Genomic DNA, 21,894 nt, shown 5'->3' with positions numbered 1-21,894 from the left:
GCTCGACCACCTGCACGCCGACTTCGGCCTTGGCCTTGTCGCGCGGTTTGCGTGCCCGCGCCGGCACCACCGCCACGCCATAGTGCTCGGCCAGATCGCGGTAGCTGGGGTTGATGTCCGGCTCGTAGCGGTGACTCTTGCTCACCGCGCTGCGCAGGTTGTCCGGCACCACGATCTCCGGCACGCCGCCGAGGAAGGCGAAGCAGCGGGCATGGGAGCCTAGCCAGTCCGGCAGCTGCTGCGACCAGGTGGCTTCGGCGAAGGTGTAGCTGGACGCGCCGAGCACCGCGACGAACACCTGCGCCTGGCGGATCTCGCCGCTGTGGCGATCGATAACCGGCACCGTCTGGCCGGCATAGTCGACGAACAGCTTCTCGCCGACGCGGTGCTCCTGACGCATCACCACGTCCAACTTGCCCTGCCAGGCTCGGTAGTGCTCACAGAACCAGCTGTACTGAAAGCCCTGAGGCTGGCTCAGGCGGTACTCCTGCCAGAGCAGCGCCAGGGTCACCCCGGGGCGGCGCAGTTCGGCATGCACCCATGCCCAATCGGGTAAAGGCCGCTTCTCACTGGCAACCGCCGGGGCCGGCGGGAACAGTTGCTGCTCCAACTCGGCATCGGACAACGAACAGGGCCAGGTGAGGCCGCTGGCGGCAAAACGGCAGAGGTAATCACCGGCACTGCTGTGGCCAATGCCCAGGCTGCGGGCGATCTTGCGCACGGACAGGCCGCAGTCGAACTTGAGGCGTAACACCTCTCGGATTTTACGCATGGATAAACGCTCCACAACGACCTCTCTGCTTCGAAAAAGAGATCGATGGTAGTGAATAAATCCTGCGTGGCTGCCTGCCAGAAAAGTGTCCGGATGACCGTGGAGTCGGTGTCCGGATGCTCGTGGAATGAGTGTCCGGATCAGCGTGGAATCACTGTCCGGATGCGCGTGGAATGGGTGTCCGAGTCAGCGTGGAATCCGCAGACAGCGCAGGTGTCTACGCCCATTTCGCCAAGGTTGAAGGCATCACTCACCGACCGATTAACCCGAGCCAGAATCGACGGGTTGATGGTGCTTTCCACATCCAGAACGTGAATGCCTACGACAGCCGACTCAAGAGCTGGATGATTCCTTTTCATGGTGTGGCCACCAAGTACCTAACGAACTATCTGGGCTGGCGCCGCCTGCTTGAGCGCTACAAAACACAGCTCAACCCATTGATTTGCTTGAAAGAGGCGTTGGGGTATAGGGATATGCAACAGTTAACTCAGACATAGCCTACGTTTTTGTGTGCGTAGCCCAGATGAAAACCGGGAAGGTTATCGCAAACATCAGTAGTGTTTCGGGCATCCTGTAGGAGCGGCGCCCCACCGCGAACACCGGCGGCGTGAGCCCGAAAGGCTTCGCCCCGAGACGGGGCTCCTACGAAAAATCGCTTTGCAGATACTTGCGTCCGTAGATCCGGTTGAAATCCGGGAACACGACTCTCAGATATCGAAAATCATCAGCACCGCAAGCATAAGAGCGGCCAGGCCGAGGGTGAACATCAGACCGATACCCGCCGCCCGCCAGTTGGACAGAAATGCACCACCGGCCTCGGCATGCTGCTTGAGATCGACCTCCATGAGGCTCTTGGCAAACATGATCATCGCCATCAATTGTGCGATGGCGAACGGCATGGCGGGCACCTCCTCCGGCAAGACGAAAGCCAGGACCAAGGTAACCACCAGCAGGAAGACGGAAATACCCCAGACCATCGCCACTCGATCCGCCTTGCCGAGCAGTTGCAGGTTATGCGCCAGCAGCCAGGCGCCAGCCAGCGGCGTGCCGATGAAGGTCACCAGGCCAACACCCGCAACGCTGTAGAGCGGCGACTGATTGGTAGTGGCCTGCTGCAGGTCGGCCTGCGGAGGCTGGAAGGGATTGCTCTGTTGTACGTCCATGTTCACGTAGCTCCATCAGTTCAAGGTGAAGGCATCGGCGTCTAGGTGTGCGGGGAAGCGCTCGCGGTAGGCAGCCAGTGCCTCGCTCGACAGCCGGGCGCGGAATACACCATCACCATCACCTGCCGCCAGCAGGGTCTCGCCCTGAAAATCCAGTACCTGAGAATCGCCAGTATATCCGTGGCCCTTGCCGTCCTCGCCGACGCGGTTCACAGCCGCGACATAGCACAGGTTCTCGATGGCTCGCGCTGGTAGCAGGCGGTTCCAGTGCTGGCGACGCGCCCCCGGCCAGTTGGCGGTATACAGCAGCAGATCGGTGCCACCCGCATCGCGACTCCAGACCGGGAAGCGCAGGTCGTAGCAAATCAGCGGGCGCACGCGCCAGCCGTTTAGGTCGAACACCACCTGCTGATCGCCAGCGCTGTAGTGCTTGTGCTCACCGGCCATGCGGAACAGGTGGCGTTTGTCGTAATACGCGAAAGAGCCATCCGGGCGCGCCCAAAGCAGGCGATTACGGTAGCTGCCGTCAGCGGCCTGAATGATCAGACTGCCGCAGATCACCGCGCCGATACGCTGCGCCTGCTCGCGTAGCCAGATGCTGCTGGGTCCATCCTCAGGCTCAGCCAATTCGGCCGACTCCATGGAAAAACCGGTGGTGAACATCTCCGGCAGGATCACCAGGTCAGCGCCACGGGCCTGTTCCAGCAAGGTCTGGAAGTGCTCGCGGTTGGCGGCCGGATCGCGCCAGGCCAACGTGGTCTGGATCAGCGCCAGTTCGAGATCGGGTTTGTTGTTCATTTGTAGGCCTCGCTCACCGTAGGGCGGGTGAAACCCGCCAACACCTCAGAGGCGGGTTACACCCGCCCTACCCCTCATACCGCGCTGAGTTTCTCCGCCGCCTGGCGCAGGGTTTCCTCGCGCTTGGCGAAGCAGAAACGCACCAGGCACATATCCTTGGGCGCTGACTGGTAGAACACCGACACCGGAATCGCCGCCACACCATGCTCGCGGGTCAGCCATTCAGCCATGGCCACGTCGTCCAGATCGGGGCGAATCGCCGAATAGTCGGCCAGCTGGAAGTAAGTACCCGGCGCACGGGTAAAGGTGAAGCGCGAGCCAGCCAGCAGCTCGCAGAACAGGTCGCGCTTGGCCTGATAGAAAGCCGGCAACTCCTCGACATGCTCGGGGCAGGCCGCCATGAAGTCAGCCAGAGCGAACTGCAACGGCGTCACCCCGCAAAAGTTGACGTACTGATGAATCTTGCGCAGCTCGGCGGTCAGTGCCGGTGGCGCCACTACATAGCCGGTCTTCCAGCCGGTGACGTGATAGGTCTTGCCGAAGGAGCTGACCACGAAGGCGCGCTGATACAGCTCCTCGTGCGCCAGCACGCTGGCATGGCGATGGCCATCGAAGATCAGGTGCTCGTAGACCTCATCGCTGATCACATGGATATCGCGGCCACGAATCAGTTCGGCCAGCCTGTCCAGATCGACACGGGTCAACAACGCACCGCTCGGGTTGTGTGGCGAGTTAAGAAAGATCAGTCGGGTACGCGGCGTGATGGCATCAGCCAGACGCTGCCAATCGACAGCGAAGTCCGGCAATGCCAGCGGCACATGCACGCAACGTCCACCGGCCAGCTCCACCGACGGCTCGTAACTGTCGTAACAAGGGTCGAGGACGATGGCTTCATCACCCGGACGGATCAGCGCCTGCACCGCACAGAAGATCGCTTCGGTAGCACCCGGGGTGATGGTGATCTCGCTGTCGGCATCGCGCTGCACGCCATAGCTGCGCACGATCTTCGCCGCCACCTGCTGGCGTAGCGCGGGCAGGCCGGTCATCGGGCAATACTGGTTGCGCCCTTGCATGACGTGGCGCGCCACGGCTTCGCGCAGTGCCTGTGGCCCGTCGAAATCCGGGAAGCCCTGGGACAGATTGATCGCACCAGTCTCCAGCGCAAGCTGGGACATCCGCGTGAAGATGGTGGTGCCGACGTTGGGCAGTTTGCTGACGAGCATCGCGACTTCCTACGAAAAACAAGGCTAGCCGCGAGGATAGCCGAAGGGCGCCATAGACGGCACCCGCAGCACTTATGAAAAGAAAGCCAAAGCTTATGCCGTGCATGCCGAATGAAGTCCGACATGCACGGCGCGGCCACGTTTACTTGCGCTTGTCCTTGCGCTTCTTCTCGGCCTTCTTGTGGTGGCTCATCAGGCGACGTTTCTTGTTCACCTGGCGATCGGTGAGCTTGTTCTTGTTGCCCTCGTAGGGGTTTTCACCGCCCTTGTACTCGATGCGAATCGGCGTACCGACCAGCTTCAGCACCCGGCGGAAGGTGTTTTCCAGGTAACGGGTGTAGGCGCGCGGCACGGCGTCAACCTGGTTACCGTGGATCACGATCAGCGGCGGGTTGGCGCCACCCAGGTGGGCGTAGCGCAGCTTGATGCGGCGACCGTTGACCAGAGGTGGCGCATGGTCGCTGACCGCGTCTTCGAGAATCTGCGTCAGGCGGCTGGTCGGCCAGCGGGTAATGGCCGACTTGAACGAGGCCTGCACCGATTTGTACAGATGGCCCACGCCGGTGCCATGCAGGGCAGAGATGAAGTGGATATCGGCGAAGTCGACAAAGAACAGCCGGCGCTCCAGCTCGGTCTTCACGTAGTCCTTCTGCCCCTGATCCATGCCGTCCCACTTGTTCAGGGCGATGACCAGCGCGCGGCCGCTTTCCAGCACAAAACCGAGCAGGTTGAGGTCGTGGTCGACCACGCCTTCGCGGGCGTCCATGACGAACACCACGACGTTGGAGTCCTGGATGGCCTGTAGCGTCTTGACCACGGAGAACTTTTCCACCGCCTCGAAGATCTTGCCGCGGCGACGCACACCGGCGGTGTCGATCAGGGTGTATTTCTCGTCGTCACGCTCGAAGGGGATGTAGATGCTGTCGCGCGTGGTGCCGGCCTGGTCATAAACGATGACCCGCTCCTCGCCGAGCATACGGTTGACCAGGGTCGACTTGCCCACGTTGGGGCGGCCGATGATGGCCAGCTTGATGCCATCCTTCTCGCTCGGGCCGGGAATGCGCTTGGCCTCCTGGCCTTCCAGCACTTCTTCCTCTTCTTCGGCGCCCTCCTCCGGCTCGCCGGCGTCCTTGGGGAACGCGCCGAGAACCACTTCCAGCATCTGGGTGATGCCGCGGCCATGGGCGCCGGCAATCGCCAGTGGCTCGCCCAGGCCCATGGGGCTGAACTCGGCGCGAGCCAGATCGACGTCGAGGTTGTCGACCTTGTTCACCACCAGGAAGCTCTGCTTGTTACGACGGCGCAGGTGCTCGCCGATCATCTGGTCGGAGGCGGTCATGCCGGCGCGCGCGTCCACCAGGAACAGCACGGCATCGGCCTCTTCGATGGCCTGCAGCGACTGCTCGGCCATCTTCGCATCGATGCCTTCCTCGTCACCGGAAATACCCCCGGTGTCGATCACGATATAGGTACGCCCCTGCCACTTCGCCTCGCCGTACTGGCGGTCGCGGGTCAGACCGGAAAGGTCGCCGACGATGGCGTCGCGGCTACGAGTGAGGCGGTTGAACAGGGTGGACTTGCCGACGTTCGGCCGGCCCACCAGGGCAATTACGGGAACCATCAGGCTCTCCACTTGGTTAATTCAGAAAATGCAAAGGCCGCTGCACGGGCAGCGGCCGGGATGTTTCGTGCTGTCGGACATACCGGCAGCATAGTCAAGGATGTCGTTCAGTATCGCGCGAGCGTACTGGACAGCGTCCTCACTTGATGGTCAGTGCCACCAACTTACCGCTGTTGCCGTAGACATACAGCCAGTCCCCGACCACCAGTGGTTGGGCACGCAGGCCGTCGCTGTCGATGCGGGTACGGCCGACGAAACGACCATCGACCTGGCTCAGCAGATGCAGATAGCCTTCCACATCGCCCACGGCCACGTAACTGGAGAACACTTGCGGTGCCGACAACTGACGGCGTGCCAGGGAGTCGTTGCTCCACAGAGCCGAAGCGCTGCGCTCGTCGATGCCTTCGACGGTACCGCTGGCATGGCTGACGTAGACGTTACCGAAGCCCTGAGCGACGCCTACCGAACTGGATGCCTCGCGCTGCCAGAGTACGCGACCGGACTCCAGATCCATGGCCGCGACACGGCCCTGGTAGCTCACCGCGTAGACGGTGCCGCCGGACAACAGCAGGCCGCCGTCGATGTCGACAACACGCTCCAGTTCGGAACGACCCTGCGGGATGGCGATACGCTGCTCCCAGACCGGCAGGCCGCGCTGGGCGTCGACCGCAATCACCTTGCCGCTGGACAGACCGGCGACCACCAGGCGGTTGGTCACCAGCGGAGCGCCAGTGCCGCGCAGGGTCAGTACGGCCGGGGTGTTTTCGACGATCCAGCGCTGGCTGCCGGTGCTGGCATCGAAGGCAATCAGACGGTCGTCCTGGGTCTGCACCACGACGATATCGCCGTTGCTAGCCGGCGCAGCCAGCACTTCGCTGGTCACGCGCGAACGCCATTGTTCTTCACCGTCACTGGAGTCCAGGGCGATCACTTCACCCTTGAGGGTACCCAACAATACCTGGCCGTAGCCGACACCGATGGCGCCGGATACCGGGATTTCAAGCTTCTTGCGCCAGATGACCTTGCCGCTGGTGCGGTCCATGGCCATGACCAGACCTTCGACATCAGCGGCGTAGATCACCTCGCCGTCGATGGCCGGCACCAGCATGTTGAAGGTATCGCCCTGACCATCACCAACGGAGCGGCTCCACTCGGTACGCAGCTCGACTTCGGCGTCGAACTTGGTCAGTTCGGCGGGCGGCAGTTCCTTCTTGCTATTGCTGCTGCAACCCACGGCCAGAACGGCCAGAGCCAGCAGTGCGGCATTCTTCCAACGCATCACGTCACGCATCCTCTTTTGCCAGGTCGTCCAGCTTCATCTGCAGACCGCCAACAGCGGCGTCTTCGGCCAGCGCATCCTTGGCCTTCTGATAGGCGGCGTGCGCGTCATCGCTGCGACCCAGCTGTACCAGCAGATCGCCCTTGAGTTCTTCACGGCTGGCGAGGAAAGCTTCCTCGACCTTGGCATCAAGCAGTTTCAACGCATCATCAGCCTTGTCCTGCGCGGCCAGCACACGGGCCAGGCGCTGACGTGCCAGCTCACCGAGCGTGGCGTCGGCAGGCTTGTCGAGTACGCGCTGCAAGGCTGCAGCGGCATCGTCGAGACGATTTGCCTCGACAGCGACCTTGGCGACGAACAGGCTGCCGTACTGAGCATAATGAGTACCGGCGAACTCGCTATTGAGCTTACCGGCCAACTCGGCGACTTTCGCGGCATCGGGCTTACCGGCTGGGTCCAGCGCCGCTTCCAGCAACTGCTGATAAAGCACCGAGGCGCCTTGCGCCTGGTTGTCCTGGTACTTCTGCCAGCCCTGCCAGCCGAATACAGCTACCAGCGCCAGCACGCCACCGGCGAGCAAAGGCTTGCCGTTGCGATCCCACCAGTCCTTGAGTTGCGCGATCTGTTCGTCTTCGGTCTGCATGTCTAACCCCGTACTCCTAATCGAGAACCTGCTCAGGCCTGCTGGCAGGCAGCCAGATGCTCAGCCAGAGCATCCCAGGCAACACTTTGTTGTTCACTGTCGTCGCGCAGCGGTTTGCAACCTACCACGCGCCCTGCCAATTCGTCGTCCCCCAGAATCAGCGCATAGCGTGCACCGCTCTTGTCGGCCTTCTTGAACTGGCTCTTGAAACTGCCACCACCGGAGTTGAGCAACAGACGCAGACCTGGCAACTCGTCGCGCAGACGCTCGGTCAGCGTCAACGCCGCCAGCTCCGCTGCTTCGCCAAAGGCGCAGACGTAGACATCGGCAGCGCGATTGAGCTCGGCCGGCAACAGATCCAGGGTTTCCAGCAGCAGCACCAGACGCTCGACGCCCATGGCAAAGCCGACACCCGGCGTGGCCTTGCCACCCAGTTGCGCCACCAGGCCATCGTAACGGCCACCGGCGCACACCGTGCCTTGAGCACCAAGCTTGTCGGTGACCCACTCGAATACGGTGCGGTTGTAGTAATCCAGACCGCGCACCAGTTTGTGGTTGATCTGGTAACGAATGCCGGCAGCGTCCAGGCGCGCCTTGACGCCTTCGAAGTGCAGGCGCGACTCCTCGTCGAGGTAATCACCCAAGGTCGGCGCACCAACCAGCGCGGCCTGGGTCGCCTCGTTCTTGCTGTCGAGAATGCGCAGCGGATTGGTGGTCAAACGGCGCTGGCTGTCCTCGTCGAGCTGGTCGAAGCGCTGCTGCAGGTAGGCCACCAGGGCGTCGCGATAAGCCGCACGCGCTTCGCTGGAACCCAGGCTGTTGAGCTGCAGGGTCACGGCATCGGACAGGCCGAGTTTCTTCCACAGACGCCAGGTAAGCACGATCAGTTCGGCATCGACGTCCGGCCCCGGCAGGTTGAAGGCCTCCACGCCCACCTGATGGAACTGACGATAGCGGCCCTTCTGCGGCTTCTCGTAGCGGAACATGGGGCCGGCGTACCACAGCTTCTGCACCTGGCCACCGCCGGACAGACCATGCTCGAGAACCGCACGCACGCAACCGGCGGTGCCTTCAGGACGCAGTGTCAGGGATTCTTCGTTGCGGTCGAGGAAGGTGTACATCTCCTTGTCGACCACGTCGGTGCCCTCGCCGATGCCGCGAGCGAACAGCTCGGTATATTCGACGATGGGCAGGCGGATTTCCTTGTAGCCGTAGCCGTCGAGCAGGCTGACCAGGGTGCTTTCCAGGTAGCGCCAGGCAGGCGTCTGCTCCGGCAGAATATCGTTCATGCCACGGATGGCTTGCAGGGACTTGCTCAATTGTATTCCTTACGCACGGATCAGCCGCGCACGATCACAGCGGCATCAGCGGCGACCTTTTCGGCTGCCTTGTCGCGAATGAGCTTTTCCAGCTCGTCCACCAGGTTTTCGTTGGTCAGCTTCGAGGCCGGTTTGCCATCGATATAGACCAGGTTGTTCGGGCTACCACCCGTGAGGCCGATATGCGCCTCCTTGGCTTCGCCAGGACCATTGACCACGCAACCGATCACGGCCACGTCCAGCGGCACCAGCAGATCCTCGACGCGCGTTTCCAGCTCGTTCATGGTCTTGACCACATCGAAGTTCTGCCGCGAGCAGCTCGGGCAGGCGATGAAATTGATGCCACGCGAGCGCAGGCGCAGGGACTTGAGGATGTCGAAACCGACCTTGATCTCTTCCACCGGGTCGGCGGCCAAGGAGATACGGATGGTATCGCCTATGCCGTCAGCCAGCAGCATGCCCAGGCCGACAGCGGATTTCACCGTACCGGAACGCAGGCCGCCAGCTTCGGTGATGCCCAGGTGCAGCGGCTGCTCGATCTGTTTGGCCAGCAGGCGATAAGCCTCGACGGCCATGAACACGTCGGAGGCTTTCACACTGACCTTGAAATCAGCGAAGCTCAGGCGATCCAGATGCTCGACATGGCGCAGTGCAGACTCGACCAAGGCCTCGGGCGTCGGCTCGCCGTACTTCTTTTGCAGATCCTTTTCCAGCGAGCCGGCGTTGACGCCGATGCGGATCGGGATGCCCTTGTCGCGAGCGGCTTCAACCACCGCCCTGACGCGATCCTCGCGGCCGATGTTGCCCGGATTGATGCGCAGACAATCGACACCCAGCTCAGCCACACGCAGGGCGATCTGGTAATCGAAGTGGATGTCGGCCACCAGCGGTACACGCACCTGCTGCTTGATGCGGCCGAACGCCTCGGCGGCGTCCATGTCCGGCACGGAAACGCGCACGATATCGGCGCCGGCATTTTCCAGGCGCTGGATCTGCGCCACGGTAGCAGCCACATCGTTGGTGTCGGTATTGGTCATGCTCTGCACGGCAATCGGCGCATCGCCGCCTACCGGTACCGAGCCAACCCAAATCTTGCGCGACTGTCGGCGCTTGATCGGCGATTCGCAATGCATGCTTTACAACCCCAGTGTCAGGCGCGCGGTTTCGCCAGAGATATGCGGTGTGACGTCAACGCTTTCGCCGTTGTAAGTCACCTGTGCGCCCCGGGCGAAGCCCAGATGTAGCTTTATCGGCGCCTTGCCAGTCAGTTCGATACGCTCACCACTGCGCTTGAGCGCGCTGAGCAGCACCTTGCCATCGGCATCGGTCACCTGCGTCCAGCAATCGGCGGTGAACTGCACATTGACTACGCCCTGCCCAGCGGCCACGGCAGGCGCAGGCGCAGGCGATGGTGCCGGCACAGTGGCTGCAGGCGCTGGAGCTTGCGCAGCAACAGGTTCCACTGCAACCGCTGCCGGCGCTGCATTTGCAGCCTCGACAATGGGCGCTGCAGCGCTTTCAGGCGCGACCTCGGCAGCCGGCTGCTCGGCAGCGTCAGCATCTTCCGGAGCCTGTCCCGGCTCGACCGGCAACAGCAGCGGGCTGCTTGGCTCACGGCCCTGCACATCGGCAACTGCCTGATCTTCAGGCTCGGCCAACGAGTGCACCTGGGTCGTACCGTCGGCACCCTCCACCTCTACATGCTCAAGCCCCAGATCGGCCAGGCTGGCCACCGGGCGGCCCTGATCCTGCCACCAGAAGAAACCGCCACCAATCAACGCCAGCAGCAACAAAAAGCTGACCAGACGCAGGATGCTCTGCGAATAGCGCACCGGTTCCTCGATACGGCCCAGCGCATGCACGCTGCTGCCGCTGGAATCGGCGCCGGTGAACTGATCGAACTCCATCGCCAGACGGTTCTGATCCATCTCCAGCAATTTGGCGTAGGCCCGGATATAGCCACGGGCAAAGGTGGGGCCCGGCAGCTTGTCGAAAGCACCGGCTTCGATCTGGGCAAGACGCTGCGGCGTCAGATTGAGCTGCGTCGCCACCTCGGCAATGCTCAGCCCCTTGATTTCACGGGCCTGACGCAGGCTTTCACCAGGATTGGTCGGCATCGGCTGATTCACTTCGCTATGTGCCGCGTTCATTGTTGCCCCGAAACAAATTGCTGATATTCCTGAGAAGCCGGATACAGACGACGCAACTGCAGGCCCAGACTGGCGGCCTTGTCACGATCCTCGAATACTTCGGCCAAACGTGCGCCGAGCAGCAGGCTGCGCGCATTCTGCGGTGCCATTTCGCTGTAGCTGTCGTAGTAACGACGGGCCGGTACGTATTCCTTGTCCTCGTAGGACATGACGGCCATTTCCAGCAACGCGCGCGGTTGGCGACTGCTCAGGCGCAGGGCACGCTGAAAGTATTGCTTGGCCTGCTCGCGCTGGTTCAGTTGCAGGGCCGTGAGCCCCAGGTTCTCGAACACCCGGGAGCGCTCCGGGTAGAGATTATCTTCTGCGGCCTTGAGGTAGGTGTTCATGGCGTCCTGATAGCGCTGTTGCTCGAACAGGAAACCACCGTAGTTATTCAGCAGACGCGCGTCGTTCGGGCGCTGCGACAGCGCCTTGCGAAAATGCTCGTCAGCCAGCTTCGACTCCATCTCCAGCTGGAACGCCATGGCCAGTGCTGCATGGGCATCGGCGTTCGAGGAGTCCAGCTCCAGCGCATTCTTCAGCGGCACCTTGGCACGCTGGGTATCGCCCTGCTGGATGTAGGCGATGCCGAGTTGCACATAGGCATCGCGTGCTTCGTCACGCCCTTTCGCCGTACGCATGGGGTCGACATCGCCCGTGGTCACGCAACCACCGTGCAAACTGGCAACGAGCAATAGCAGCGTAGGGCGCAAGGTCATGGAGATCCTCTCTTCAATTTCGATTGGCGGCAGTGCGAGGCTCTTGTGCCTCGTTGCCCAGCTGACGCACGGCGATGTAACGCTCACTGCGCCGAGTACGATCCATGACCTGGCCAACCAGCTGGCCGCACGCCGCATCGATATCATCACCGCGCGTGGTGCGCACCGTGACGTTGTGCCCAGCCTTGTGCAACAGGTCCTGGAAGCGGCGAATGGCGTTATTGCTCGGCCGCTCGTACCCCGAGAAGGGGAAGGGATTAAACGGAATCAGGTTGATCTTGCAAGGGACATCGGCCAGAAGTGCGACCATCTGCTCAGCGTGCTCGGGCTGATCGTTGACACCTTTGAGCAGGGTGTACTCGATGGTCAGCACGCGTTTCTCGCCGAGTTTGGAGACGTAGCGCTTGCAGGCCGCCAGCAACATGTCCAGCGGATACTTCTTGTTGATCGGCACCAGCTGATTGCGCAGCTCGTCGTTGGGTGCATGCAGCGACAGCGCCAGGGACACGTCGATGACCTCGGCCAGCTTGTCGATCATCGGCACCACCCCGGAGGTGGACAGGGTTACCTTGCGCTTGGAAATGCCGTAGCCAAGGTCGTCCATCATGATCTGCATGGCAGAGACGACGTTGTCGAAGTTCAGCAGCGGCTCACCCATGCCCATCATCACCACGTTGGTGATGGCGCGATCGACCTTCGCGGGAACGGTGCCAAAGGACTTGTTGGCGATCCACACCTGGCCGATGATCTCGGCGCTGGTCAGGTCGCTGTTGAAGCCTTGCTTGCCGGTGGAGCAGAAGCTGCAATCCAGGGCGCAACCGGCCTGGGAAGAGACGCACAGCGTGCCCCGACCGTTCTGCGGAATATAGACGGTTTCCACACAGCTACCCGACGCCACACGCACCACCCACTTGCGCGTGCCATCGGCAGAAATATTTTCGCTGACCACTTCCGGGCCGCGAATCTCGGCAGAGGCCTCGAGCTTCTCGCGCAAGGCCTTGCCGACATTGGTCATGGCGGCGAAATCATCGACGCCAAAGTGGTGAATCCACTTCATTACCTGGCCGGCACGGAAGCGCTTCTCGCCGATGGACTCGAAGAACTGTTCCATTTCCGGCTGGGTCAGGCCCAGCAGGTTGATCTTGCCGGTGGTATTGGTCATGGCTTCACCCTCGCTTCATTCGCCAATTAGCGAATGCGTGCGCACAGCTCGGTAGCGGAGAAGAAGTACGCGATCTCGCGAGCAGCGGAAGCTTCGGAATCCGAACCGTGAACGGCGTTTTCGTCGATGGAAACGGCGAAATCGGCACGGATGGTGCCCGGAGCAGCTTCTTTCGGGTTGGTGGCGCCCATCAGCTCACGGTTCTTGGCAACGGCGTTTTCACCTTCCAGAACCTGAACGATGACCGGACCGGAGGTCATGAAGGCAACCAGGTCCTTGAAGAAGCCACGCTCGCTGTGCTCGGCGTAGAAACCAGCGGCTTCGCGCTCGGACAGTTGCACCATCTTCGAAGCAACAACGCGCAGGCCGGCTTTTTCGAAACGGGTGGTGATCTCACCGATGACGTTCTTGGCAACGGCGTCAGGCTTGATGATGGAGAAAGTACGTTGAACAGCCATGTGAAGCTCCAGAAGCTTTAGGGTTAAAGCGAAAAATTAAACCCGCGAATTATACGCGGGTTCCGGTTAAAAGCGTAGGGCGGGCGCCGTAAGCGCCTGTTTCAATCGAGCTCTTCGATCCAGGCAGCCTGTATCGCCTCCAGCACCTTCTCCCCCCCGCGCTGCGGGTCATCGGAGAACTCCGGCAACTCCAAGACCCAACGGTGCAGATCGACGAAATTAACGAAGCGCGGATCAACATCCGGCTTTTGCTCACTCAGCTCGATGGCGATATCCAGTACATCGACCCATTTCAGACTCATGATCATGCTTCCTGCTTAACGTGAAAGTCGCGCAGCGAAACGCCCTCTAAGCCCTTCCCCCTCTGGGAGAAGGTAGCGCCAAGCGCCGGATGAGGGAGCCGCCTGTCAGTGCGGCGCTTCGGCGGCGTGATTGAGCGAATACTTGGGAATCTCGACGGTGAGATCTTCCTCACCGACGATGGCCTGACAGGCCAGACGCGACTGTGCCTCGAGCCCCCATGCCTTATCCAGATAGTCCTCTTCCAGCTCGTCAGCCTCGTTCAGCGAGTCGAAGCCCTCGCGCACGATGCAGTGACAGGTGGTGCAGGCGCAGACGCCGCCACAGGCGCTTTCCATCTCGATGTGGTGCTCATGCGCCAACTCGAGAATGGAAATACCGGGCTCGGCCTCGACCACCAAGCCATCCGGGCAGAAACGCTCGTGAGGCAGAAAAATTACCTGCGGCATCAAATTATTCCTCGATCTCATTCAGATTGCGCCCGGCCAGCGCAGCTTTTACCGTCGAATCCAGGCGGCGAGCCGCGAAAGCGTCAGTGACCTGCGACAGGCGCTTGGTCTGCCGCTCGATGGCCAGGCCATCGCCGCCGGCCAGCAGCTCGCGCAACTCCTGCACCTGCAGCTCGATGACGGCACGCTCCTCGGCATCCAGCAGACGCTCGCCATCGACCTCCAGCGCGCCTTCGACCGCCTCGATCAGACGCTGCGCATCGACCTGCTGCTCGCGCAACACGCGCGCGGCCTTGTCGTCGCCGGCGTTCTGGAAAGAGTCCTGCAGCATGCGCGCGATCTCGCCATCGGTCAGGCCATAGGACGGCTTGACCTGAATGCTCGATTCGATGCCGGAACTCAGCTCGCGCGCCGCGACACTGAGCAGGCCATCGGCATCGACCTGGAAGGTCACGCGAATTTTCGCCGCACCCGCGACCATCGGCGGAATGCCGCGCAGCTCGAAGCGCGCCAGCGAACGGCAGTCGGCGATCAGTTCGCGCTCGCCCTGCAGCACATGAATCATCATGGCCGTCTGGCCATCCTTGTAGGTGGTGAACTCCTGCGCGCGCGCCACCGGAATGGTGGTATTACGCGGAATCACCTTCTCCATCAGCCCGCCCATGGTTTCCAGGCCGAGCGACAGCGGAATCACATCCAGCAGCAACAGCTCCTCGCCATCGTCACGCTGATTACCCGCCAGGGCATCAGCCTGGATTGCTGCGCCGATAGCCACCACCTGATCAGGATCGATATTGGTCAGCGGCGCACGACCGAACAGCTCACCCACCGCCTCGCGCACACGCGGCACGCGGGTAGAGCCACCGACCATGACCACCGCGCTGACCTCTTCCAACTCGACGCCGGAATCGCGCACGGCGCGGCGACAAGCCTTGAGGCTGCGCGCCACCATCGGCTCGATCAGCGCCTCGAACTGCTCGCGGCTCAACACAGCGCGCCAGTCGCCATGGCTCAGTTCGGCGGTGTCCGCCTCGGTCAGCGCCTCTTTTGCGGCACAGGCAGCCTGCAGCAGACTGCGCTGGGTTGCCGGGTCGAGATCACTGGAAATCCCGGCCTGCTGGATGATCCAGTCGGCAATGGCATGATCGAAGTCGTCGCCACCCAGGGCGCTGTCGCCACCGGTGGCCAGCACCTCGAACACACCGCCAGTCAGGCGCAGGATGGAAATATCGAAAGTGCCACCGCCGAGGTCATAAATAGCAACCACACCCTCGGCTTTCTGATCCAGCCCATAGGCGACAGCTGCGGCGGTCGGCTCATTGAGCAGGCGCAGCACGGTCAAACCCGCCAGACGCGCGGCATCCTTGGTGGCCTGACGCTGCGCGTCATCGAAGTAGGCCGGCACGGTAATCACCGCGCCCACCAGCTCGCCGCCAAGGGTTTGCTCGGCACGCAAACGCAGAGCCTTGAGAATTTCTGCCGAGACCTCGACCGGACTCTTCGCCCCCTGCACCGTTTCGATGAAGGGCATATGCGACTCACCGGCAACGAAACGGTAAGGCAACTGCTCGCCAAGCTGATGCACATCGGCGATACCGCGCCCCATCAGGCGCTTGACCGACAACACGGTGTTGAAGGGATCAGTGGCGGCAGCCGACTTGGCCGACTCGCCGACCTCGATGCTGGTGGCGTGATAACGCACCGCCGAAGGCAGGATGACCTTGCCGGCAGCATCGGCCAGAGGCTCGGCCAGACCACTGCGCACGGCAGCGACCAGTGAATTGGTGGTGCCCAGGTCAATACCCACTGCCAGCCGACGCTGGTGCGGTTGCGGGCTCTGTCCGGGCTCGGCGATCTGCAATAAGGCCATGGTCTTCTTGAAATCATCAGGCAGGCTGCCGAGGCAACCTACAGGTTAATCGTCGAGGCGCTCTTCTAACTGGCGCACTTCATGGGAGAGCTTGTCGAGAAACTGCATACGCCGCATCAGGCGCTCAGCCTCTTCGCGACGAGCATCGTCGTCCCAGCATGCCGCGAAGCGCTCATTGAGCGCCTCCTGAGCGGTCTTCAGGCGACGCTTGAAGGCTGCGACACCAGCCAGGTCGGCGTCGTCCTGCAGCTCTTCCAGCTCTTCGCGCAGCTGCATCTGCTGCAGGAGAAAATCCGGGTCCTGCACCGTCACTTCCAGCGGAAGCTCCGGCCCACGCATGGCCAGCAGGTAACGGGCACGCTGCGATGGCGTTTTCAGAATCTGATACGCCTCGTTGAGACAGGCCGAGCGCTCCAGCGCCAGGCGCTGCTCACGCTCGCCGGCATCGGCGAAACGGTCAGGATGAACCTGACGCGCCAGCTCGCGGTAACGCGCAGCCAGTTGATCCAGATCCAGACGAAAGCTCGGCTGCAGGTCGAACAGAGCGAAATGGCAGGGATTACCCATTCAGGGCCTCAGACATTGAAGCTTTCGCCGCAACCGCATTCGCCGCGCACGTTGGGGTTGTTGAACTTGAAGCCCTCGTTGAGGCCTTCCTTGACGAAGTCCAACTCGGTGCCATCGAGATAGACCAGGCTCTTGGGATCGATGATCACCTTGACGCCATGGCTTTCGAATACCTGATCCTCGGCCGCCAGCTCATCAACGAACTCGAGCACGTAGGCCAGGCCGGAACAACCGGTAGTACGCACACCGAGGCGAATACCCTCGCCCTTGCCGCGCCCCTCGAGGGAGCGCTGCACATGACGAGCGGCTGCTTCAGACATGGTGATGGCCATTACAAACCTCGTATCAGAGCAAGCCTTTCTTCTGCTTGTAATCGCGCACGGCGGCCTTGATGGCGTCTTCGGCGAGCACGGAGCAGTGAATTTTCACCGGCGGCAGTGCCAGTTCTTCGGCGAGCTGGGTGTTCTTGATGCTCTCGGCTTCATCCAGGGTCTTGCCCTTCATCCACTCGGTGGCGAGGGAGCTGGAGGCAATCGCCGAACCGCAGCCATAGGTCTTGAACTTGGCGTCTTCGATCACGCCGCTTTCGTTGACCTTGATCTGCAGACGCATGACGTCGCCGCAGGCCGGCGCGCCGACCATACCGGTGCCGACATCGGGATCTTCGGCATTGAGCTTGCCGACGTTGCGCGGATTTTCGTAGTGGTCGATGACCTTGTCACTGTAAGCCATGCTGTACTTCCTCTCTCATCAGGTGCCGCTCTTCAGGCAGCTATCAGTGTGCTGCCCATTCCACGGTGGAAAGGTCGACACCTTCTTTGAACATATCCCACAGGGGCGACAGTTCGCGCAGCTTATCCACAGCCTCACGAACCTTGGCGGCAGCGTAATCGACCTCCTCTTCAGTGGTGAAACGACCGAAGGTGAAGCGAATCGAGCTGTGCGCCAGCTCGTCGTTGCGGCCCAGGGCACGCAACACGTAGGACGGCTCCAGGGAAGCCGAAGTGCACGCCGAACCGGACGATACGGCGAGGTCCTTGAGCGCCATGATCAGCGACTCGCCCTCGACGTAGTTGAAACTCAGGTTGAGGTTGTGCGGCACACGCGCCGTCAGGCTGCCGTTAACGTACAGCTCTTCCATGCCTTCGAGCTGGCGGTAGAAGCGATCACGCAGCGCAGTGATGCGCTGGTTTTCCGCCGCCATCTCCTGCTTGGCAATACGGAAGGCCTCACCCATGCCGACGCACTGGTGGGTGGCCAGGGTGCCGGAACGCATGCCGCGCTCATGACCACCACCGTGGGTCTGCGCTTCCAGACGCACACGCGGCTTGCGGCGAACGTAAAGAGCACCGACGCCCTTGGGGCCATAGGTCTTGTGCGCGGAGAAAGACATCAGGTCGACCTTCATCTTCTCCAGGTCGATCTCCACCTTGCCGGTGGACTGCGCGGCATCGACGTGCAGCAACACGCCACGTGAGCGGGTCAGCTCACCAATGGCAGCGATGTCGTTGATGGTGCCGATTTCATTATTGACGTGCATGACCGACACCAGCACGGTGTCTTCACGCAGCGCAGCCTCGATCATGGCCGGGGTGATCAGGCCATCTTCGCCTGGCTCCAGATAGGTCACCTCGAAGCCTTCGCGTTCGAGCTGGCGGGTCGTATCCAACACCGCCTTGTGCTCGATCTTCGAGGTGATGATGTGCTTGCCCTTGCTGGTGTAGAAGTGCGCAACACCCTTGATCGCCAGGTTGTTGGACTCGGTTGCACCGCTGGTCCAGACAATTTCGCGCGGGTCGGCATTGACCAGTTCGGCGACCTGACGGCGGGCATTCTCCACCGCTTCTTCAGCCTTCCAGCCAAACACATGCGAGCGCGAAGCCGGGTTGCCGAAGTTACCATCGACCAGCAGGCACTCGCTCATTTTCTGCGCCACACGCGGATCGACCGGCGTGGTAGCGGAATAATCGAGGTAAATAGGCAATTTCATCAGACTTCTCCTATCGGCAAGCGCACCGCTCATTCGACGGCGGACGCTTCAATCTTATCCAGGCGTGGCGCCTTGCCAGAGCAGCGACGCTGATCCTGACGCAAGGCCACTTCCTGCACCTCATGGCGCGCGACCAGGTCGGCCAGGCTGATGCCACTGAGGAATTCATGAATCTGCTGGCTGAGGTCACACCACAGGTGGTGGGTCAGACAGGTGTCACCGGCATGGCAATCACCCTGCCCCTGGCAACGCGTGGCATCCACCGACTCGTTGACCGCATCGATCACCTGAGCCACCTGAATACCGCGCATGTCGCGTGACAGCTGATAGCCACCGCCCGGCCCGCGCACACTGGAAACCAGGCTGCCACGGCGCAACTTGGCGAACAGTTGCTCGAGATAAGACAGGGAAATGCCCTGCCGCTCGGAAATATCGGCCAGGGAAACGGGACCGTGCTGCGCGTGCAGCGCCAGATCGAGCATGGCGGTAACGGCGTAACGGCCTTTGGTGGTCAGTCGCATGGCTCTACCACGAATCACTAAAGTGCCGCGAAGTATGCGATTCCCGAGTATTTAAGTCAACTATAAGACCTATTGATTTACTCAGGCTTGCGCACAAAAGAAGGCAGCATCATAGCAAAGCCCGCCTCCTGCTGCATCAGGCAGCCGGCTTGTCGCCCTGCTGTTGATCCTTGCACACGTCGGCGAAGTCCTCGTCGCGCAGGGTCGGCAGATCCTTAGCGCAATAATCACTGCCGAGCGCCGTCAGCGCCTTGCACATCCCCTCCAGACGACCATCGACCACATGCAGGTGATCGAGCAACTGGCCGATGGCACGGGCAACCGGGTCCGGCATATCCTGACCCACGCCGTAGGCGTCGAAGCCGATCTTCTCAGCCATGGCCTGACGCTTGGCTTCCTGCTCGTTATCAGACTTGACGATGATCTTGCCGGGAATGCCAACTGCCGTCGCCCCGGCCGGCACCGCCTTGGTCACCACCGCGTTGGAGCCGATCTTGGCACCAGCCCCGACAGTGAACGGCCCCAGCACCTTGGCACCAGCCCCCACCACCACCCCATCTTCCAGAGTCGGGTGACGCTTGCCCTTGTTCCAACTGGTGCCACCGAGGGTGACCCCCTGGTAAAGGGTCACGTCGTTACCGATCTCGGCGGTTTCACCAATGACGATGCCCATACCGTGATCGATGAAGAAACGCCGCCCGATCTTCGCCCCCGGATGAATTTCGATACCGGTCATCCAGCGCCCGAAGTTGGAGACCACGCGCGCCAGCCACTTCCAGCCCGAACGCCACAGCGCGTGCGCCACGCGATGCAGCCAGACAGCGTGCAGCCCGGGATAGCAGGTCACCACCTCGAACGCATTGCGCGCCGCCGGATCACGGTGAAAAACGCTCTGGATATCTTCTCGCATGCGCTCAAACATCAGACTTCCCCTGCTTGTGAGACTCTCCACGCACGGCCTTCTCCGTCTCGGTCAGGATGCCGCGCAGGATATTCATTTCCAACTTGCTCACCGCACTGCGCCCATACAGTCGGCGCAGACGCGTCATCAGGTGCCGCGGCTTCTGTGGATCGAGAAAACCGATCATCACCAGCACGCGCCGCAGATGACCGTAGAAGGACTCAAGCTCGTCGGCGGTCGCCGCCTGAGCATTGAGCATCGCCGTCGACTCCAGCTTCTCTACCTTGGTCGGCAGACTCGAGGCCGTCAGCCAGGCCATGCGCACTTCATAGGCCAGCACCTGAACCGCCGCCGCCAGATTCAGCGAGCTGAATTCCGGGTTGGACGGGATATGCACGTGGTACTGACATCGCTGCAACTCTTCGTTGGTCAGGCCGGCATATTCACGACCGAACACCAACGCCACCTCACCACCTGCAGCAGCCTGCTCACAGCTGGCCACAGCACATTCGCGCGGATCGAGCAGCGGCCAGGGGATGCGTCGATCGCGCGCACTGGTGCCGACCACCAGGGTGCAGCCCACCAGCGCTTCCTCCAGGGTATCGACCACCTGCGCAGCATCCAGCACATCGGTCGCACCGGACGCGCGCGCGACAGCCTCGCCACTGGGGAAATCTTCGGGAGCCACCAATACCAGACGCGACAGCCCCATGTTTTTCATCGCCCGCGCGGCACCGCCGATATTGCCCGGATGACTGGTGCCCACCAAAACCACGCGAATATTGTCCAGCAACGCAGACGCTCTCAGAAATCTCAAGGGGGGGGGGCGATGATCTTACCCAAGCCCTTCGATTAATGCCATGCAGCGTACAGACGGCGCTTCATCGGCAACGGTTTTCTGCTAACATGGCCGGCTTTCTTTAACGCCCCAGGTGAACCGCCCATGCAGCCCATGCTGAATATCGCCCTGCGCGCCGCTCGCAGCGCCGGTGAAATGATCTTTCGCTCCATCGAGCGCCTGGATGTCATCTCGGTCGACGAGAAGGACGCCAAGGATTACGTCACCGAGGTCGACAAAGCCGCTGAGCTGATGATCGTCCAGGCCATCCGCAAGGCCTACCCGACCCACAGCTTCCTGGGCGAGGAAGGCGGCGTGCTGGAAGGCAGTGGCGACGGCGCCGACTACCAGTGGATCATCGACCCGCTGGACGGCACCACCAACTTCGTTCGCGGCGTACCGCACTTCGCCATCAGCATCGCCTGCAAATACCGCGGCCGCCTTGAGCACGCCATCGTCCTCGACCCGGTGCGCCAGGAAGAATTCACCGCCAGCCGCGGCCGCGGCGCCGCCCTCAACGGTCGCCGCCTGCGCGTGAGCAACCGCAAGAGCCTGGATGGCGCGCTGCTGGGTACCGGCTTCCCGTTCCGCAACGAGCAGCTGGACAACCTCGAGAACTACCTGAGTATGTTCCGTAGCCTGGTCGGCCAGACCGCCGGCGTACGCCGTGCCGGTGCCGCCAGCCTGGATCTGGCTTATGTCGCAGCCGGCCGCTACGACGCCTTCTGGGAATTCGGCTTGTCCGAGTGGGACATGGCAGCCGGCGCCCTGCTGATCCAGGAAGCAGGCGGCCTGGTCAGCGACTTCACTGGTGGCCACGAATTCCTTGAGAAAGGCCAGATCGTTGCCGGCAACACCAAGTGCTTCAAGGCCGTGCTGACCGCGATCCAGCCACATCTGGCACCCTCGATGAAACGCTGAGCTTCTGTCGAGCAATAAAAAAACGCCCCGAGGGATAATGCTGATCAGATAAGTTCGTCACCACCCCCTCCTACTTGCAGTAGAGGGGGCGCTTTTCGTAGGAGCCAGCTTGCTGGCGATGCTTTTTATGGCGGATCGCCGGCAAGCCGGCTCCTACAAAGATCGAGTGCAACGGCTTAACTGACTGACAT

Annotated in this window: 23 protein-coding genes and 2 pseudogenes; 2 read left to right on the top strand and 23 right to left on the bottom strand. The window is 61.8% G+C overall.

Annotated elements, in window-relative coordinates; translation table 11 throughout:
- A pseudogene (istA, locus tag PSOLE_RS22175) lies at positions 1-772 on the bottom strand (IS21-like element ISPpu7 family transposase); the annotation flags it as partial.
- 200 nt (positions 773-972) lie between these two features.
- Between istA and PSOLE_RS22170 the strand changes: the two are divergent.
- Positions 973-1,269, top strand: a pseudogene (locus tag PSOLE_RS22170) (IS1595 family transposase); the annotation flags it as partial.
- Positions 1,270-1,479: 210 nt separating this feature from the next.
- Here PSOLE_RS22170 and PSOLE_RS22165 read toward each other — a convergent pair.
- The 22 genes from PSOLE_RS22165 to trmJ form a co-directional block, all read right to left on the bottom strand.
- On the bottom strand, positions 1,480-1,935 hold the full coding sequence (locus PSOLE_RS22165; protein WP_003459711.1) for a hypothetical protein: 456 nt from the start codon (positions 1,933-1,935) through the stop codon (positions 1,480-1,482).
- A gap of 15 nt (positions 1,936-1,950) precedes the next feature.
- A complete protein-coding gene (locus PSOLE_RS22160) occupies positions 1,951-2,733 on the bottom strand; it encodes an amidohydrolase (protein WP_074860824.1) in 783 nt (260 codons plus the stop codon).
- Between the two features lie 74 nt (positions 2,734-2,807).
- Positions 2,808-3,956: a pyridoxal phosphate-dependent aminotransferase gene (locus PSOLE_RS22155; protein WP_074860821.1), complete on the bottom strand. Its 1,149-nt coding sequence runs from the start codon at positions 3,954-3,956 to the stop codon at positions 2,808-2,810.
- Positions 3,957-4,098: 142 nt separating this feature from the next.
- Positions 4,099-5,577 carry a ribosome biogenesis GTPase Der gene (gene der, locus PSOLE_RS22150; protein WP_013716848.1) on the bottom strand — a complete coding sequence of 493 codons (1,479 nt, stop codon included), beginning with the start codon at positions 5,575-5,577 and terminating at the stop codon, positions 4,099-4,101.
- Between the two features lie 139 nt (positions 5,578-5,716).
- The gene (gene bamB, locus PSOLE_RS22145; RefSeq protein ID WP_074860818.1) at positions 5,717-6,868 is read right to left on the bottom strand and encodes an outer membrane protein assembly factor BamB; all 1,152 of its coding nucleotides are present in this window, start codon (positions 6,866-6,868) and stop codon (positions 5,717-5,719) included.
- Positions 6,861-7,499 carry a tetratricopeptide repeat protein gene (locus tag PSOLE_RS22140; RefSeq protein WP_074860815.1) on the bottom strand — a complete coding sequence of 213 codons (639 nt, stop codon included), beginning with the start codon at positions 7,497-7,499 and terminating at the stop codon, positions 6,861-6,863. The genes bamB and PSOLE_RS22140 overlap by 8 nt, the downstream gene beginning before the upstream one ends.
- Positions 7,500-7,531: 32 nt before the next feature.
- On the bottom strand, positions 7,532-8,818 hold the full coding sequence (hisS, locus tag PSOLE_RS22135) for a histidine--tRNA ligase (protein ID WP_074860813.1): 1,287 nt from the start codon (positions 8,816-8,818) through the stop codon (positions 7,532-7,534).
- A gap of 20 nt (positions 8,819-8,838) precedes the next feature.
- Entirely contained in the window at positions 8,839-9,951 is a 1,113-nt protein-coding gene (ispG, locus tag PSOLE_RS22130; protein WP_074860810.1) for a flavodoxin-dependent (E)-4-hydroxy-3-methylbut-2-enyl-diphosphate synthase, read from the bottom strand.
- Between the two features lie 3 nt (positions 9,952-9,954).
- Positions 9,955-10,968 carry a RodZ domain-containing protein gene (locus tag PSOLE_RS22125; protein ID WP_074860807.1) on the bottom strand — a complete coding sequence of 338 codons (1,014 nt, stop codon included), beginning with the start codon at positions 10,966-10,968 and terminating at the stop codon, positions 9,955-9,957.
- A complete protein-coding gene (gene pilW, locus PSOLE_RS22120) occupies positions 10,965-11,726 on the bottom strand; it encodes a type IV pilus biogenesis/stability protein PilW (protein WP_074860804.1) in 762 nt (253 codons plus the stop codon). Before pilW ends, PSOLE_RS22125 begins: the two co-directional genes overlap by 4 nt.
- A 13-nt stretch (positions 11,727-11,739) precedes the next feature.
- Entirely contained in the window at positions 11,740-12,888 is a 1,149-nt protein-coding gene (gene rlmN, locus PSOLE_RS22115; RefSeq protein WP_003459698.1) for a 23S rRNA (adenine(2503)-C(2))-methyltransferase RlmN, read from the bottom strand.
- Positions 12,889-12,914: 26 nt separating this feature from the next.
- A complete protein-coding gene (gene ndk / locus PSOLE_RS22110; RefSeq protein WP_074860801.1) occupies positions 12,915-13,346 on the bottom strand; it encodes a nucleoside-diphosphate kinase in 432 nt (143 codons plus the stop codon).
- 101 nt (positions 13,347-13,447) lie between these two features.
- Complete coding sequence (gene iscX / locus PSOLE_RS22105) at positions 13,448-13,648, bottom strand: Fe-S cluster assembly protein IscX (RefSeq protein ID WP_074860798.1); 201 nt, start codon at positions 13,646-13,648, stop codon at positions 13,448-13,450.
- A gap of 105 nt (positions 13,649-13,753) precedes the next feature.
- Positions 13,754-14,095 (bottom strand): ISC system 2Fe-2S type ferredoxin, encoded by a 342-nt coding sequence (gene fdx, locus PSOLE_RS22100; protein WP_003459694.1) that lies wholly within the window; start codon positions 14,093-14,095, stop codon positions 13,754-13,756.
- 4 nt (positions 14,096-14,099) lie between these two features.
- Positions 14,100-15,965, bottom strand: coding sequence for a Fe-S protein assembly chaperone HscA (gene hscA / locus PSOLE_RS22095; RefSeq protein ID WP_074860795.1), 1,866 nt, complete (start codon positions 15,963-15,965; stop codon positions 14,100-14,102).
- A gap of 45 nt (positions 15,966-16,010) precedes the next feature.
- A complete protein-coding gene (gene hscB / locus PSOLE_RS22090; protein ID WP_003459692.1) occupies positions 16,011-16,532 on the bottom strand; it encodes a co-chaperone HscB in 522 nt (173 codons plus the stop codon).
- A gap of 8 nt (positions 16,533-16,540) precedes the next feature.
- Positions 16,541-16,864 (bottom strand): iron-sulfur cluster assembly protein IscA, encoded by a 324-nt coding sequence (gene iscA, locus PSOLE_RS22085; protein WP_003246232.1) that lies wholly within the window; start codon positions 16,862-16,864, stop codon positions 16,541-16,543.
- A 13-nt stretch (positions 16,865-16,877) separates the two neighbouring features.
- Positions 16,878-17,264: a Fe-S cluster assembly scaffold IscU gene (gene iscU, locus PSOLE_RS22080; protein ID WP_003246233.1), complete on the bottom strand. Its 387-nt coding sequence runs from the start codon at positions 17,262-17,264 to the stop codon at positions 16,878-16,880.
- A 43-nt stretch (positions 17,265-17,307) separates the two neighbouring features.
- Positions 17,308-18,522 carry an IscS subfamily cysteine desulfurase gene (locus PSOLE_RS22075; protein WP_003459691.1) on the bottom strand — a complete coding sequence of 405 codons (1,215 nt, stop codon included), beginning with the start codon at positions 18,520-18,522 and terminating at the stop codon, positions 17,308-17,310.
- Positions 18,523-18,551: 29 nt separating this feature from the next.
- Positions 18,552-19,043, bottom strand: a complete 492-nt coding sequence (gene iscR, locus PSOLE_RS22070) for a Fe-S cluster assembly transcriptional regulator IscR (RefSeq protein WP_003459690.1) — start codon at positions 19,041-19,043, stop codon at positions 18,552-18,554.
- Positions 19,044-19,179: 136 nt separating this feature from the next.
- Positions 19,180-19,965, bottom strand: a complete 786-nt coding sequence (cysE, locus tag PSOLE_RS22065; protein ID WP_003459689.1) for a serine O-acetyltransferase — start codon at positions 19,963-19,965, stop codon at positions 19,180-19,182.
- Entirely contained in the window at positions 19,958-20,737 is a 780-nt protein-coding gene (gene trmJ, locus PSOLE_RS22060) for a tRNA (cytosine(32)/uridine(32)-2'-O)-methyltransferase TrmJ (protein ID WP_039964369.1), read from the bottom strand. The genes cysE and trmJ overlap by 8 nt, the downstream gene beginning before the upstream one ends.
- A 150-nt stretch (positions 20,738-20,887) precedes the next feature.
- Here trmJ and suhB point away from each other — a divergent pair, with 150 nt between their 5' ends.
- The gene (suhB, locus tag PSOLE_RS22055) at positions 20,888-21,703 is read left to right on the top strand and encodes a type III secretion system regulator SuhB (protein WP_003459681.1); all 816 of its coding nucleotides are present in this window, start codon (positions 20,888-20,890) and stop codon (positions 21,701-21,703) included.
- The last annotated feature ends 191 nt before the right edge of the window (positions 21,704-21,894 follow it).

The organism is Pseudomonas oleovorans subsp. oleovorans, from assembly GCF_002197815.1.
Classification (GTDB): Bacteria; Pseudomonadota; Gammaproteobacteria; order Pseudomonadales; family Pseudomonadaceae; genus Aquipseudomonas; species Aquipseudomonas oleovorans.
The sequence above is the reverse complement of the archived record's forward strand: the minus strand, read 5'-3'. Positions and strand labels throughout refer to the sequence as shown.